Annotated in this window: 15 protein-coding genes; 12 read left to right on the forward strand and 3 right to left on the reverse strand. The window is 31.7% G+C overall.

Going from position 1 to position 16,687, the window contains the following annotated elements:
- Nucleotides 1-40: 40 nt before the first annotated feature.
- From CIT01_07125 to CIT01_07135, 3 genes are all read left to right on the forward strand, one after another.
- Nucleotides 41-649 (forward strand): threonylcarbamoyl-AMP synthase, encoded by a 609-nt coding sequence (locus tag CIT01_07125; GenBank protein AXV38754.1) that lies wholly within the window; start codon nucleotides 41-43, stop codon nucleotides 647-649.
- 199 nt (nucleotides 650-848) lie between these two features.
- The gene (locus CIT01_07130; GenBank protein AXV38755.1) at nucleotides 849-1,544 is read left to right on the forward strand and encodes a DNA repair and recombination protein RadB; all 696 of its coding nucleotides are present in this window, start codon (nucleotides 849-851) and stop codon (nucleotides 1,542-1,544) included.
- Between the two features lie 307 nt (nucleotides 1,545-1,851).
- Complete coding sequence (locus tag CIT01_07135; protein AXV37987.1) at nucleotides 1,852-3,012, forward strand: aspartate aminotransferase; 1,161 nt, start codon at nucleotides 1,852-1,854, stop codon at nucleotides 3,010-3,012.
- A 220-nt stretch (nucleotides 3,013-3,232) separates the two neighbouring features.
- On the opposite strand, the gene CIT01_07140 is transcribed toward CIT01_07135, so the two are convergent.
- Nucleotides 3,233-4,018: a hypothetical protein gene (locus CIT01_07140; GenBank protein ID AXV37988.1), complete on the reverse strand. Its 786-nt coding sequence runs from the start codon at nucleotides 4,016-4,018 to the stop codon at nucleotides 3,233-3,235.
- 646 nt (nucleotides 4,019-4,664) lie between these two features.
- Between CIT01_07140 and CIT01_07145 the strand changes: the two genes are divergently transcribed.
- From CIT01_07145 to CIT01_07155, 3 genes are all read left to right on the forward strand, one after another.
- Entirely contained in the window at nucleotides 4,665-4,868 is a 204-nt protein-coding gene (locus CIT01_07145; GenBank protein ID AXV37989.1) for a hypothetical protein, read from the forward strand.
- Nucleotides 4,869-5,188: 320 nt separating this feature from the next.
- Entirely contained in the window at nucleotides 5,189-6,190 is a 1,002-nt protein-coding gene (locus tag CIT01_07150) for a hypothetical protein (protein AXV37990.1), read from the forward strand.
- A gap of 270 nt (nucleotides 6,191-6,460) precedes the next feature.
- Nucleotides 6,461-10,240: a hypothetical protein gene (locus tag CIT01_07155; GenBank protein ID AXV37991.1), complete on the forward strand. Its 3,780-nt coding sequence runs from the start codon at nucleotides 6,461-6,463 to the stop codon at nucleotides 10,238-10,240.
- Nucleotides 10,241-10,467: 227 nt separating this feature from the next.
- Here CIT01_07155 and CIT01_07160 read toward each other — a convergent pair whose 3' ends face one another.
- Complete coding sequence (locus CIT01_07160; protein AXV37992.1) at nucleotides 10,468-12,246, reverse strand: ribosome biogenesis/translation initiation ATPase RLI; 1,779 nt, start codon at nucleotides 12,244-12,246, stop codon at nucleotides 10,468-10,470.
- 279 nt (nucleotides 12,247-12,525) lie between these two features.
- Nucleotides 12,526-12,732, reverse strand: a complete 207-nt coding sequence (locus CIT01_07165) for a histone (protein ID AXV37993.1) — start codon at nucleotides 12,730-12,732, stop codon at nucleotides 12,526-12,528.
- Between the two features lie 263 nt (nucleotides 12,733-12,995).
- Here CIT01_07165 and pth2 point away from each other — a divergent pair, with 263 nt between their 5' ends.
- The 6 genes from pth2 (at nucleotide 12,996) to CIT01_07195 (ending at nucleotide 16,601) form a co-directional block, all read left to right on the forward strand.
- Nucleotides 12,996-13,337, forward strand: a complete 342-nt coding sequence (gene pth2 / locus CIT01_07170; protein AXV37994.1) for an aminoacyl-tRNA hydrolase — start codon at nucleotides 12,996-12,998, stop codon at nucleotides 13,335-13,337.
- A gap of 95 nt (nucleotides 13,338-13,432) precedes the next feature.
- A complete protein-coding gene (locus CIT01_07175; protein ID AXV37995.1) occupies nucleotides 13,433-14,098 on the forward strand; it encodes a delta 1-pyrroline-5-carboxylate synthetase in 666 nt (221 codons plus the stop codon).
- The gene (locus tag CIT01_07180; protein ID AXV37996.1) at nucleotides 14,099-14,260 is read left to right on the forward strand and encodes an RNA-binding protein; all 162 of its coding nucleotides are present in this window, start codon (nucleotides 14,099-14,101) and stop codon (nucleotides 14,258-14,260) included.
- 130 nt (nucleotides 14,261-14,390) lie between these two features.
- On the forward strand, nucleotides 14,391-14,660 hold the full coding sequence (locus CIT01_07185; GenBank protein AXV37997.1) for an elongation factor 1-beta: 270 nt from the start codon (nucleotides 14,391-14,393) through the stop codon (nucleotides 14,658-14,660).
- A gap of 157 nt (nucleotides 14,661-14,817) precedes the next feature.
- A complete protein-coding gene (locus CIT01_07190; GenBank protein ID AXV37998.1) occupies nucleotides 14,818-15,669 on the forward strand; it encodes a geranylgeranylglycerol-phosphate geranylgeranyltransferase in 852 nt (283 codons plus the stop codon).
- 212 nt (nucleotides 15,670-15,881) lie between these two features.
- Entirely contained in the window at nucleotides 15,882-16,601 is a 720-nt protein-coding gene (locus CIT01_07195) for an iron-binding protein (GenBank protein AXV37999.1), read from the forward strand.
- The last annotated feature ends 86 nt before the right edge of the window (nucleotides 16,602-16,687 follow it).

Genomic DNA, 16,687 nt, shown 5'->3' on the forward strand with positions numbered 1-16,687 from the left:
GATTAAAATTCTAGAGATAATATTAATTAAAGATGATAATATGAATTTAACACGCATTAACCCTAAAAATCCGGATAAAGATAAGATAAAAAGGTTTATTGAAATATTACGGGATGGAGGAGTAATTGTATATCCTACTGACACGGTTTATGGGATAGGCGCTAATATTTTCAATGAGGATGCAGTAAGAAGGGTTTATTCAATCAAAAAGAGAGAATATGGTAAACCAATTTCAGTATGTGTTTCCAGTGTTGATGAAATTGATAAAATAGCTTTTCTGGATTTAAGTTCAAAGAGATTTATTGAAAAAATATTGCCCGGTCCATTTACCGTGATTTTAGACAGGAAAGATCACGTACCCGATATTTTAACGGCAGGCAGTAAAAAAATAGGTGTTAGGATTCCAAATAGTCCTCTGTGCATGGAATTATCAAGAGAATTTCCCATAACTACCACCAGTGCAAATTTATCTGGAGGAAAGGTATTAGAATCTGTTGATGATATTTTAAGGGAATTAGGGGAAGCAGTTGATGTGGTTATTGATGCAGGTCCGATAAGAAAAGCCCAACCTTCGACAGTGATTGATCTAACTGGTTCCAAACCAAAAATTTTGCGAAAGGGATCTGATTTACCTTTTTATATTATTTAGAGTATTTACAGTTTCATTTATTAATCATCCCACTAAATTATTATTAGAGTTAATGAGAAAAATTTTTTAGTCTAATTTCTTTTAATGTGCTAATGCCCCTAAAAGGAAATTGAAATGTAACTTTTTTTTAGTGTAAATATTATTTATTATAAAAAATCTAAAGATTAAATGAGGAATAAATTTGAATGTATTATCAAATATGAAAAAAAACGCCAAGATACCTGTAGGATGTTCAATTGATCATATTATGGGGGGTGGTGTTGAGAAAGGAACCTTAACTCAATTTTATGGCCCACCGGGGTCTGGTAAGACTAATATAACACTTAATTTAGCTGTAAAAACTGCTAAAAATGGTAAAAAAGTTATTTATATTGATACTGAGGGCGGAATATCTATTGATAGGATTAAACAGATAGCTGGAAATCATTTTGATAATTTGGCTGGTAGAATAATAGTATTTGAACCCACAACATTTAAAGAACAGAATGAAACTTTAAATAAAATAGAATACCTCATAGAATCTAAAAAAGAAGAGGTTGATGTTATTATATTGGATTCTGCAGTGGCACTATATCGTTTAAAAGAAAAAAATTCACAACAGTTTAATCGTGAGTTAGGAATGCAGATGGCACTTTTATCTAGGATAGCCCGTAAATATAATGTGGCAGTTATTATTACGAATCATATTTACTCTGTTTTTGATGACAATGGACACGGCTCAATAGAACCTGTGGGCGGAACTATATTGAAATATTGGAGTAAAACCATGGTTGAACTGGAAAAAGGGGATACTATTGGAGAGAGAATTGCTGTTTTAAAAAGACATAGAAACCGTCCAGAAGGACTAAAAGCAAGATTTATGATAGTTGATACTGGATTAAAGAATTGTGTCTAATTTTTCAATATGTTAACTGTAATGAAAAATGATACAAGTATCTCTTGAAGCTTTTAATGGTTCATGAAATGGAACTATTTTAAATTTGATTCTGTTAAATTTATTAATAAGAGTAAATAATACTGTTATAATCATAATTGAATTGTAATTTTTTAACAATTTAATTAACTTTTAAAAAAATAAAATAATATAAAGTGAATTTAGTCACTATAAAAATTCTAAGTAACTTCTAATCGTATAAAAAAAATTAGATTAGGACTTAAAATAATAAACACGCATTAAATAATGATCTAATGGTCGTGATATGATGATTTCGCCAAAAAAATATGCAAGAGCTGCAAAAATATTACCTAAAGGTTTTAAAACAGCAAATGAATTTTTCAATTATATCTACCAAGAAAAAGACATGATCTGGATGGGTCAAAACACCAATCATTTACATAAAAACAAAGATATAATGGACGCCATGATTGGATGCATTGAAAATCGAGATTACTCTAAATATCCTCCACCAGAAGGATTTCCTGAGTTAAAAGATTTAATTAGAAAAGATTTAGGTTTAGGTAATGAATTCGATGTTTTAGTTACAGCGGGCGGTACTGAATCTCTTTATCTAAGTATTAATGATATTATGGATCCTACAGATAATATCTTAACCTGTGATCCTGGTTACCTTATTATAGATAACTTTGCAACTAGATTTGGTGAAAGGGTAATTTCAGTTCCTATATACAATCCAGAATGTAACTACAAATTAACACCTCAACTAGTTAGAGAATACATGAATGAGAAAACCAAGTTAGTCTCACTTGTAGATCCTCTAAATCCCCTGGGGTCCTGTTACAATAAAGAGGAATTAAAAGAATTTGCAGAGATTGCCAGAGAAAATGATTTATATTTACTGCATGATATCACTTACAGGGATTTTGCCCGGAAACATAATTTGATGGCAAAATACGCACCGGAACATACTATAACTGTATTCAGTTTCTCTAAAATATTTGGGATGGCTGGGCTGCGTATAGGTGCTATAGTAGGGATTTGCGATGTAGTTGATTCAGTAAAAAGTATTGTTATAAATGATTTAGGAACAAATGTAGTTTCTCAGCATGGTGCAATGGCAGCATTAAAATCAAAAAGTAGCTGGCTGGATCATATTACTGGCACCACCCGGAAAAATCAGAAAATTATCAAAAACGCGGTTGATGAAGTAGAAGGAGCTTTTATACCAGTTTATCCATCTGATGGTAATATGCTGGCTATAGATATGTATGAAACTGGAATAAAACCAGCCGATGTTTCTGAATTACTCCTCGATAGAAAAATTTTTGTTAGAGAAGGATCCTACACCAGCAGATTATTTGGGCACAGATATTTAAGGGTGAGCTTCTCTATACCTAAAGTACAAGTGGAAACATTCGCCACCAACTTTTTAGAGGTAATGGATTCTTTAAAACCTTCAAAATAAATTCAATTGAAGGATATCCTTAAAACAAATTTATTGGAGTTTTTATGGATTCCTTCTACAATCTTTTTTTAATACAATGATTACAACTTATGTTATTACGTTATAGCCTTAATATTAATATTTACTATTTTAGTGAGCAAAAAAAGTAAAAATATCTAACCCCGTGACGGGGGTATAGTAGGGTTAAAGATATAAAATAATACTAATTGTTTTGTTCTTTTTAATTGGGTATTTGTGGATCTGATTTTTTGGTGTGGTGAAATGTGTAGTACCAAAATATTATTAAAAACAATACATTAATTCCTAGACCCAAAAATCCTCTTTCGGGATCGAAAATTGTGATTGGTGTTATTCCTAATACCCCTACTGCAGTTCCAAATCCAAATAATATATAATTTACACTATTCCATATTGTGTGTGACAGGGAACTTACTATAATAGATCCTGAACGATATCGTATAATAGCCATAATAGCCCCGCCAGTGAATACAGTGCTTAAATATAATGGTATTAAATTATAAGCTCCTCCTAATCCCCCACCTAAAAAAAACAGGGGTATATGCCATATAGTAAATGCTAAAGAGGTTAAAACTATTATCAATTTGGGAGTGTAATCATATTTTTCCATTATCCCAAATAGCCACCCTCTGAAAAATCCTTCCTCGGTAGTAACAGTTAAAATGAGTGTAGAGAAAAAAAGTACTAAAAACGCAGTTAAAGTTGCAAAAGTTATGTTTATTTGGCCTAAATTACCAGTTATAGTAGCTAAACTGATAACTATTAATGCGCTTATTAATGGATACGCCATAGCGATAAAATACTCTTTTCTTTTACTAAATATTAATCCAAGATCTTTAGCATTCATTTTTGTATAATAAGCAAAAATTAAGATTATTGGGAATAATAGTGTTGCCTGAAGGTTTTCTTTTCCCGTTAAAAACGGTGCTAAAGCGGTTATAACCAATGCAATTATAAATCCTAGTAATGGAATATACTTTTTATTCATTTTTTTAACCTCTTTTTATTCTTAACCTCTTTTATTATATGTTTCATTCTAATTTTTTGTAGTATTTATATCGTCAACCCCTGACAAGTGTGTGTAAAGTTCATAATATAGATACTTATCTACTAATTTGTAATTTCAGAACCATAACACAATAAACCACATATTAATTTGAATTATAACTGTGAAAACTTTTTCAGCAAATTATGGGGTAATAATTTTTGATCATACCATTGTGGTTTAATTTCATTAAATAATGATAAATATTAATAAGTGTTTAAAAGAATGAAATGCTGTTGTTGAGTTTTTTTCTCAGGGTAAATAGACAATATTAATTAGGAAATATCAAACCAATTTTAAAGATTTTCTTCTTTATCTTAGTTACATTTATGCTAATAAATAAAAAATAATTAGATAGTTTTCAAAAAAAAATTAATCTTTCGTAGAAAAAAATAAACTGCCAAAGTTAGATGAAGATAAAATAGGGATTAAATATTATGTCAGTGTAGAGAAAAATTATTGAAAAGACCCCAAACAGAATTGATAGTTTAAAAAAACAATTTATTTGGGCTATTGGGCATTTTAGATTTTATTTGAATGGAAAAAATGCTAGTTTGTGGGTTTTAAGAGTATATAAACTAAGAAAACAGTGCTGGTTAAAAAAGTTACTATCCCTATTTTACATGTAAATTTAAAAGAAGATATTTCATGGGATGGAATTGAATTAGTAATTAGTCATTCAAAGTTTTCAAAAATAGTGAATAGAATAAAAATTATCAAAATGATGATAAATAACAGTGCATTGGAATTAATTCTATTATGTGGTTTCTTAATATCGGGTATGATGACTTAATGATTTGATAGTACTTGAATGATAGTTGTGGGTTATTTTCCATGGTCAAGTAGTTTACTGTTTTTTAATTTTATTTTGAATAGTAAGATTGAACATATATCCGGAAATATTAATTTTCATTAATTTTTGTTCAATTACATTAAAATGACATTTTAGCTCATATTGATTTTTGATTCAAAATAAATCCTGAAAACATTTATTGTTTTAAATCCAAGGTATTCATTCAATATTCATCTCACGATGTGCTTAATATTATATCAAATTTAATAACATTTAACAAATAAATTAGATTTATATTTAGGTTTTAATGGTTTGATTTGATGAGTAAAAGTAAAAAGCATCATTATGTCCCTCAATTACATCTGAAACATTTCGCAAATGCTAAAACTTCCCGTGGAAAGAAAAATTATTCTGTTTATTTTTATGATAAAAAAGATGATATCAAGGGTAAAGTTAATATAAAGAAAGCAGCTATGGAGAATTATTTCCATGGTAAAGGGGAATCAGGGCAAATAATTGAAGATACTATGGGAAGATTTGAAACCAAAGTAGCTCCTGTTTATCGAGACTTAATTTCATATAAAGACCATCAAATTCTAGAAAATATTAAATCTAGGGTTATTATATCTGCATTTATTACAATTCAACATATTAGAACTTTAAAAAGTAGGGAAGAGATCAGATCTACATTTAAAATGGCTAAAGAGGAATTATTTGAACAATTTGATGATGATCGATCCAGGGAAGTTATCGAAAAATATTACCCAGAAGAAGAAGTTGAAGAAGTGCATTTAAGTTTAATTAATCAGAAAGTCCTATCTGATCTTACGAAGATACTATATGACAAAAAATGGATTCTCTTAGAAAATAATACGGATTTTCCATTTTGGACGTCTGATAATCCGGTAGCTAGATATAATCCTCTGGATCTCAGTCCTTACGGGAATTTAGGTGTCGCATCTTGGGGAATTCAAATATACTTCCCATTAAACACTAAACTTTGTTTATGCTTATTAGATCCTGAAAGATATAGGACATATAATAACTTAGAGAAAGTCAAATTTAAAGATATAAATCAGAATATTAAAAATGCTGAGAAATCTATAATTGAAGATATAGATGAAATAGAGTTTATTAACGGTTTACAAATTATAGAATCCTATCGACAAATTTTTTCCAAATTTGATAACTTTTCATTAGCCAAAAAGATGATTAAAGAGAATCCAAACATGAAAAATTTGGAAAATGAAATAGAAGTTAATTTTCAAAAAGAATTCCGACCAGGGTCCGGTTTAATACATACTAGAAATATAAGGAAATAAATTTTTCCCAAAGATCATTCCAACTATCCAATTATAAATTTATAAATGTAATCGTTATTCGATCATTTTGTTCGTCATGTTGCAGTAGGACAAGTAATGATTTTAGTGCCAAATGGATAATCAGTTTATGTGTTGGTTTTTCGCATTAAATAATCGTCTTAATTTTAAATTTTTGACTGATTAAGAGATCTTGAGATAAAGTTTACGTAACCGGAAGAAAATAATATTTATTATATTATTATGAAAGTGTAAATTGAATGGGGTGAAACGATGGAACCAATACTGTGGATTGATAGTACAGATTTAAAAAACTGGGCTAAGCGCCGAGAGTGTCATGGATATCTTCCACTTTTAATGCGCCGTCTTATTAGAGCCACTGCTAAAAATATTTCGCACATTTTTTTTCCAGCAGGAGATAGTGTTTCTAGTCCGGGTTGGGATGGCTTTCTTGAAGTTTCTGAAGGTACTGAATTTATTCCTGAAGGAGTTTCTGTATGGGAAATGGGATGCAATCGAGACGTAAAGGTCAAAGCAGATAATGATTATGAAAAACGGAAGGAAAATATTTCAGGAATAAATCCATCTGAAACAACGTATATATTTGTATCTCCTAGAGCTTGGACTAAAAATAAAAAATGGTGTGAAGAAAAGAAAGCAGATGGATTTTGGAAAGATGTGAAGGCATATAATGCTGCAACACTAGAAGAATGGATTGAACAAGCGCCGGCTGTTGGGATATGGTTAGGTCAACTTATAGGAAAGTATCCTGAAGGAGTAAAAGCACTTGTAGATTGGTGGGATGAATGGAATAAGAGTACTAGTCCACCCCTTACAACAGAACTTGTTTTGGCAGGTAGGGATAAACAAGTTAAAAAACTTCACAAAGAGTTGGAATCTTCATCTTCTCAAATCACTGTTCAATCAGCTACTATTGATGAATCAATAGCTTTTTTGGCTGCTGTAATAAATTCATTGCCTGAAGAAGAGCGAGAGTATTATTTGTCAAGGAGTATTGTTATAAACGATTCTGAAGCTTTTGAACATGTTTCCATAACTATACGCAGTGAATTATTGCTTGTACCTGAATTTAAGGAGATTAAGGGATTTGCATTGGCTACACAAAAAGGTCATGGAGTATATATTCCAGTTGGTTCAGATAACACTGTTGCTAACCCAAACATTGTTCTTCCAAGACTAGGCAGAGATGCATTCATTTCAGCACTTGAAGAAATGGGATTATCAAATGAAAATTCCCAAAAATACGCAAGGAATACTGGAAGAAGTCTTACAGTTTTAAGAAGGCAATTAATGGGTTATACCAATCAGCCAGAATGGGCTAAATCAGATTCTGCTAGTGATATTATTCCTGCATTATTAGTTGGGTGTTGGGTGGAATCAAATAATGCAGATAAAGAAATTATAGGAAAGATAGCTGGTGAATCATATAAAACTTATTCTCAGAAATTATATTCCTGGCGAAATCAGCAAGATTCTCCTATATTGAAAATTGGAGAATTTTGGCGATTAGTTTCAGCTATGGATGCCTTTTTTGCACTCGCTCCTTTTATTACTCAAATTAATCTTGAACATTTTAAGGATATAGTTTTAACAGTTTTTAGGAGCTTAGATCCAGCACTTGAACTTGAACCAGAGGAACGTTGGATGGCTACTGTGCATGGTAAAGTCCCATTATATTCAAATCATATAAGGAATGGCATTATTCAAGTGCTTATTCTTATTGGAGTTTTTGGGGATGATGCAAAGGTATCTTTATCAACTTCAGCTCAAACTTGGGTTGATAGTATAATCCGGGAATTATTGCAAGATGCAGAATGTAATCTTTGGATGTCACTTGATGATGTCTTGCCACTAATTGCTGAAGCATCCCCTAAATCATTTATGGATGCTGTAGATTTTTCTTTATATGGGGATGAAAAACCGATTATGTGCTTATTTGAAGAGACACAAGGTATTATGGGGCCATCAGCTAATCATTCTAGTTTGATCTGGGCTTTAGAACATTTATCTTGGAGTCCTGAATTATTACCTAGAGTTGCTCTTATTTTGGGGAAATTAGCAAAGTATGATCCCGATTCTGAAAGTAGAGTGATCAATCGACCAAAGAATAGCTTACGTGATATTTTTCTCTTGTGGAATTTTCAAACTTATGCATCTTTTGAGAAACGTTTAGAGGTTTTAGATTTATTAATAGATAAATATCCTGAAGTTGGGTGGAATCTTTTAGTGGATTTGATGCCTAAAGATCATGATACTGTTTATGTAAAATCTCAAACGATTTGGAGGCAATTCTCGGAAACTCCAAAACCTGAAGTTACTATGGCGGAGTATTATGCGAACACCATAGAAATAATCAATCGATTGTTAAGTTATGTTGGATCCAATGGGCAACGTTGGGTTAACGTCATGGATAATTTCGCTTCACTTCCAGTGGATGAAAGAAATAGAATTATTGAAAAACTTTCTTCTGATGTGGATAGAATTTTAGTTGGTCGTTATGAATTGTGGAATAAACTTCGAGAAATAATTTCCCGTCATCGTTCATATCCTGATTCTGATTGGTCCCTTCCAGAAGAAGAATTACAATATCTTGAAGGAATTTATCTGTCTTTAGAACCAGATGATGCAATTGATCGGGTTTGTTGGCTTTTTGATGGTTTGCCTGATTTATTAGAAGGGGTTAGAATCGAAGATCATCATGAAAATGATGAACATTTTATTCAACTTCGGATAGGGGCTTTAAATGTGATTAAGGATGAACATGGCTTTGAAGGTTTAATAAAATTAGCAAAAAGAATTAAAAATTCCCAGTATATAGGCACAGCATTAGCTGAAGATGATTTAGATTCTATTGAAGAAGAAAAACTTTATTCTTTGCTTGAAGATGAAGATGAAACTAAAATGATTTTTGTTAAAGCATATATTTTCCACAAATCATTTAGTGATGAAGAATGGATTTCAAATCTAGTTCAAAAAGTTAAAACCGAAAATTGGCAAGATAAAAAGATCATAAATTGTTTCACTGCTTTTCCATCGAGAATGTTTGTATGGGACCTATTAAATTCTTTTGATAAAAACATACAAGAATCATATTGGAAGAAATGTGGATTTGGAGGAATAAGGGGAGCAACTGAAGATAAAATTTATTATTTAAAACAAATAGTTCAAGTAAAAAGATATTATACAGCTTTGTATATTGCCTCTTTATATGCTGAAGAGATTCCTCCGGCATTAATTGCAAAGATATTGGAAAAAGCAGCTATAGACAAAAGTGAAGAGGAAGTCCGCATTGATCAATATAGGGTTGAAAGACTTTTTGAAGAATTATATAAATCTGAATATCCCGAAAGCGAAATTGCAAAGTTGGAGTGGTATTATTTATCTTTCTTAGCAGGTGTAGATCGTGAGAGGCAATCCCCTAGACTGTTACATAATGAATTATCCAGCAATCCTGAATTTTTTGTTGAGATTATGAAATATATTTACAAAAGAAAAGATGATAAAAAAGATGATAATAAAGAAAAACTCTCTGAAGAGCTATTAAAACAGCGAGCGACACTTTCATGGAGATTATTTCGTAGTTGGAAAAAAATACCAGGCACGAGCGATAATAATGAGATTGATTATGTGGCATTGAACTCATGGATCGAGAGGTCAAGAGAATTGTGTAAAGAAGCTGATCGAATAAAAGTGTGTGACATTCAAATTGGAAAATTATTAGCAAATGTGGAACCAGAGAATGATGTATGGCCTCCTGAATCCATGAGTAAAATAATTGAAAGTGTAAAAAGTGAAGATCTTCACAGAGGGTTTATAATTGGAACTAAAAATAAAAGAGGAAGTTATACCAAGGCAATAGATGAAGGTGGGAAACAAGAGCTAGCATTAGCTGAAAAATTCCGAAAATATGCTAATAATTTGAATACTCGTTTCCCCAAAACCGCATCATTATTAGGTGAAATTGCAGAAAGTTATGAAAATCAAGCCAAAAAAGAAGATGACGAAGCAGAAATTCGTGATTTAGATGATTAGACAAATAATTTTTAAATTAGGATGGTGATGATTATTAATGTCACATCTCCTTAATTTAAGCAATTACTCTTGCTATTAAAACCTGATTTGAAGATATTTCTTCATTCTTTACCAGTATCTGTTTCAATTCACTATAGAAAATCATTTTCGACTCGATATGCCAGAAAAATTATTTAGGATAACTAAATGAGTTTTTTAATATTATGTGAATAATACTTCATCACCAATTAGTTATCTTTGAGATAATAATATTCGCCCTGCTCTTTTTGGGTTCGATCAAGATAACTCCCAAATTTATTAACCCGTGGTCTCTTTGTTTCTTTGTCTCTTCGGAAAGTTATACCCACATCTGAAAGGAACTTGTTCATGGAAGATCTAAGATCAGTTGGTGCAGTGGCATGACCCTCTAATCCAGGTTTACCATAAAAGACCATGGCCCGATCAGATATGTAATCAATAAATACAATATCGTGATCTATTATTATAGATGCACAGTGGCGGTTTTCAATAATTTTTCTTATGGCCCTGGCTGCTACAAGTCTTTGTTCCACATCCAAAAATGCTGTAGGCTCGTCGAAAAGATAAATATCAGCATCTTTCGATAAGGTAGTGGCAATGGCCAGTCTTTGAAGTTCTCCTCCACTTAAATCTTTTACTTCCTTATCCATAATATCATCTAATGAAAAAGGTTTTACAATCTCACTTTTGAATATATTTGTACCATAACTTGGTGCAGTTGTTATTAAAAGTTCTTGTACAGTTCCTTCAAATTTAGTAGATAAATATTGGGGTTTATAAGCTATAGAAACCTTTTTATTTATTTTTCCTTCATCGGGCTTGATTACATCTGCCAGTATCTTGGCAAAAGTGGTTTTTCCTATTCCATTAGGACCAAATGCTGTTACAATCTCGTTAAAATGCACCTCTCCTTCCTGAGCATCAAATTTGAAACCATCATATGATTTTTTTATGGAAGAATAATCAGCAATAGCTTCTGCTTCTACTCCTTCTGAAGGAGGTTTAACTTCAAATAGTATGGCGTTCTTTCTAAACCTTACATTTTCTTCTCTCAAAAATCCGCTGATATAAGCGTTTATTCCAACCCTAACTCCCCTCATATGGGATACTACGCCGTAAGCTCCGGGATGCCCATACAATACATGGACGTAATCAGATATAGCATCTAATGCGGCCAGGTCGTGTTCAATTACCATTACAGATTTTCCTTCTTCTGCAAGAGATCTTATTACTTTCACTGCATTCAATCTCTGCCTCACATCTAACCAGGATGTGGGTTCGTCAAAATAATAAAAATCAGCATCTTTCAGGACTGCTGCTGCTATAGCAACCCTTTGAAGCTCTCCACCACCTAACTTGGATATGTCCCGGTTTAATATTGGTCCAATCTCCAAAGTTTCCATTACTTCATTTAACTGGCCTCTTTCATCAACTTTCTCTAAAAGTAAGCTTACTTCCCCTTTAACAAATTTAGGCAGCAAATCCACCATCTGGGGTTTATGGGCAGTTTTTAAATTGCCTTTGGAAAGTTTTTGGAAGTATGATTGCAGCTGGGAGCCTTTGAAGTAAGATATTATTTCATCCCAGCCCACTTCTTTTTCATAGAATCCCAAGTTTGGTTTAAGTTCTCCGGATAAAATTCTTATAATTGTTGATTTTCCTATTCCATTAGGTCCTAAAATCCCTACAACTGATCCTTCTTTAATATTGGGCAGGCCAAATAATTCAAACATGTTTTGACCATAACGGTGGATGGGATCTTCTAATGCTTCAGGGAGATTGATAATCGCAATAGCTTCAAATGGGCATCGATTAGTACATATTCCACATCCGGAACATAGTTCTTCGGATATTATTGGTTTTTTGGTTTTTTCGTCTATGGTTATGGTGTCTTCTTCCATCCTAACTCCTGGACAGTATTCTATGCATGTGTAATTACATTTTTTGGGTTGGCACCGATCATGATCCAGTATAGCAATTCTTGTCAATTATATCACCATATTATAAGATTAAAATTAGTAAAATTCAGGATTTATAAAATATTCCTTTTAAATTAGTAGTATGAATTAGTTTATTCTTTATGTGCTATAACCTTTTGATGTTAGTGTAAGATATATGCTGCATATTTTTAAATGTATGGGAAAATAGGAGTTTTAATCTAATGTTTGTAATGTGTAATTAGTTCAAAATCTGATAAAAAAAGATAGAATACGTGTTATTTTTTTAAATATTTAAAAAATAAAAATTAAATAAAAAAAAGAAAGGGTTTATGCTGATTTAACAGCCATTTCTATGTCTGATGCTTTTACTGTTTTTCTTCCAGCGTGTTTAGCAAGTTTTACAGCTTGTAAAGCGATTTCTTCACCTTTTTCTTCTAAAGCTTTTGCTAATTCTTCTCTTGCATCATCACTTATTCTTTGAGCACCGGCGTTTTTTATGATCCTTCCGACTGGTGCTATTGGTAATTCAGCCATAATATCACCTCAATTTTAACTGGGTGTCCATACTATTTAAACTTATCGTTTTTTTGTACATTTTTTTGACCAAATTCTTAATTGTGTCATAGATAAAATAGGTTATAGGACATGTGTCATGACGAAGTTCTAAATCTTGATGATCATTTACATAATATTTTAGTGTCCATGATCTACGCCGGATGTGATTTTAACTTATAAATTAATATGTGATAAACATCAAAAATTACAAACATGAATTTTTAAGTTTTACTGGTGAAAAAATGAAACAAGTTATTGTCATAAGAAGTGATCTCAATATGAGCACAGGTAAGATTGCAGCTCAAGCATGCCATGCCAGTTTAGGTAGTTACAAAAAGGCCAGTGATCAGTCCATAAAAAAATGGGAATTAGAGGGAGAAAAAAAGGTCGTGGTCAAGGTTAAGGATTTAGAAGAACTTTTTAACATAAGGGAGTTACTTAAAAGTACTGATATCCCATTTTACATGGTAAGAGACGCCGGTCGCACAGAACTTCCCAAGTCTACCATAACTTGTCTGGGTATAGGGCCTGATGAGGATGGCAAGATAGATAAAATTACTCAAGATCTTAAGCTCTTAAAATAATGAAATACTTATCATAATAAAGAAAGATTTTAACATATCCCATAATTTAATAAACTCTACTTTTTATAATAACAAAGGAACTGGGCAGTGATTTTATGGAATGGGTAGTAAAAGTTGGTGGAAGTTTATTCCCAGAAAATGCCATCAAACTAGTTGAAAGTTTGGTAGGTAAGAATGTTCTGATTGTTTGTGGTGGTGGTTCTTTTGCAGATCAAGTCAGGGAATATGATGATATTATAGGATTTTCTGAAACTGCAAACCATAAAAGTGCAATTAAATGCATGGATATAATAGGAATTCTTCTTGCAGATAAAATTGACCATGCAAAAGCTGTTTATTCCATGGAAGAAGCTAAAAATGCTATTTCCAACTCAAAACTTCCTATTTTATTACCTTCCCTTCTACTTGATTTTTTTGATCCATTGGAACATTCATGGAAGGTAACCTCTGATTCCCTATCATTTTATATATCACATCTACTAGAAACTAAACTGATAATTGCAACTGATGTAGATGGTATATATACTGACCAACCATCTTCCAGTGATGCAAAACTTATAAGAAATATAAGTGCTAAAAAACTACTATCTTTTGGTGAAACATCAATTGATGAAGCATTACCACAACTTTTGCTAAAATATAAATCAAACTGCCATATTGTTAATGGTAAGTACCCAAAAAGAGCTATTTCTATAATTGATGGTAAAAGTAAAGGTAAAAACAGAAATACATTAAAATACACATTCATTAGAGGTGATTAGATGGATAAAATAGAATGCACATCCTGTAAACAAGAGATACCTATGGTGGAAACCTACGTTAAATTCACATGCCCCATGTGCGAAGAAACCATATACAGATGCCAAAAATGCAGAACCTTCGGACACATATACACATGTAAATGCGGATTCAAAGGCCCTTAAGTATTAATATAAAATTAACCACTAGTTTTAAAATTATATAATGGAATAATTCAAATATTATTCTAAATTTCATTTCAAAATTAATATTTTGATAAATGGAAATCATTGAGAGTTTACTGGAGGTAAAAATATGGGAGAAGTAGTAGCAACAATTAAATTAATGCCGGAAAATCCTGATGTTGATTTAAACAAGATCAAAACAGAAATTGAGAATTCAATTCCAGAATCTACAGAATTACATAAAATAGATGAAGAACCAGTAGCTTTTGGATTAGTTGCTTTGATAGTTACTGTAATAGTTGGAGATGCAGAAGGCGGAACAGAAGAAGTTGAAGCAAATCTGGCTAAACTAGAAGATATTGGTAACATAGAAGTCACTGATATTCGAAGACTTATGTAAATTACCAGATAAAGTAATTAATAATAACTTTTTTTAAGATAAGGTTTCTATCCTTAACAGTGGAAAAATCCACTTAACTTTTCTTTTTTAGAATAATCATACAATTCTTTCAATAAATATAAGTAAAAAGAAATTAATTCTACATTTAGTGTTAAATATGAATGCATATCTAGAAATATTAAGGCCATGGAATGCTTTAATGGCAGTCATTGCAGTCATTTTAGTGGCTATTATCAGCGGAAATTTCACTCTGGACGTATTATTAGCTTGTGTGGTTGTTTTCATTGTAACTGGTGCGGGAAATTCCATTAACGATTATTTTGACCATAAAATAGATGCAATAAACAAACCAGAAAGGCCAATCCCCTCTGGAAGAATTACCTTAAAAACAGCAGGGATTTATTCAATTTCATTATTTATAATTGGGATAATAATTGCATTTACCATTAACTTGTTACTGGGAATGATAGCACTTTTAAGCACTTTGTTGATGGTTTACTATGCATACGATCTTAAAGGAAGATGTATTATCGGTAATTTAAGTATATCATTTTTAACTGGATTGTGTTTTGTATTTGGAGGTGTAGCGGCCGGGGAAATAATTACTTCAATCTATTTAGGATTTTACGCATTTTTGATGACTATGGCCAGGGAAATTGTTAAAGACATGGAAGATGTGGAAGGAGATAAAGAAGAGGGGGCCACCACTTTTCCTATAATATACGGCAACAAAAAAGCATCAATTTTAGCTGCTTTTTTCATGATTATATCAAGTTTAACAAGCCCAATACTTTATTATCTTGGGATTTTCAATATAGTTTATCTTATAATACTTTTAATAGCCATTATAGTATTTTTGATAAGTGTGGTGTCTTTACTAAAAGATTACTCCATACTAAATGCAAAAAAAATATCTAAACAGATTAAAATAGGTATGGGGGTCGTGTTTTTGGCATTTGCCTTAGGGTCTCCCTATATTGCGAATTTTTTTTCAAAATTAATTTTATAAAAGTTAATTTAATTATAAACCATTTTTTAACTTTTCAGGGAAAATATGGATTATAATAGATTAGCGCAGGGAAAAGATTAAACTAAAATAGAAAAAGTTAATATAAATACTATTATTGATTAAATTCATAAAATTGCATTTAAAACATTTAAAGTCATCATGAAGACTTGTGAATATTATAATTATCAGGTTTTTTAATCGAGGGGCAGATTATGTCTAGAAATGATGATATGAAAATAAAAATATTAAAAAACGGTCCTTATATTGTTTTTGGCGCGGTACCTTTAAGTGAAAAGATCATAATAACTGATGATGAGGGCCACACCCGTGAATGGCATGAAGGTAAAGAATACCCTTTAAAAGATACTTATAGTTTATGTAGATGTGGTAAATCTGAAAACAAACCCTTTTGTGACGGTACCCATGTAAAAATTGATTTTGATGGTACTGAAACTGCCAGTCGCAAGCCCTACCAGGACCGGGCTGATGTATTTGAAGGTAAAAATTTAAAATTGACGGACGTGTGGGAATATTGTGATCATTCCCGTTTCTGTTTAAGGGCTGGAGGCATAAGGAACCTTATTCAATCTGATGATCCAGAAGATGAGAAGACGGCCATTGAAGAAGCTACAATCTGTCCATCTGGCAGGCTGGTTTTATGGGATAAAAAAACAGGCAAACTAATGGAACCTAGATTCGAACCTTCAATAGTTTTAATCCACGATCCTCAAAAAAACTGCAAAGGCCCTATATGGGTCAGAGGTTGCATTCCTGTTGAATCATCTGATGGGGATGTTTATGAAGTTCGTAATAGAATGACACTTTGTAGATGTGGTAAATCAGATAATAAACCATTTTGTGATGGTAGTCACTGGATGACCCCTGAGGAAAAGGAAAAATTCAGGAAGAAATGGTATAGAAAAGATAAATGATCAGAACCATTACTTATTAATTTAAAATAATAGAGATTCAAATTTTAAAAATGAACATAACTAAATGATTTCTTATACTATCAACA

It is taken from the genome of Methanobacterium sp. BRmetb2 (genome assembly GCA_003491285.1).
GTDB lineage: Archaea > Methanobacteriota > Methanobacteria > Methanobacteriales > Methanobacteriaceae > UBA117.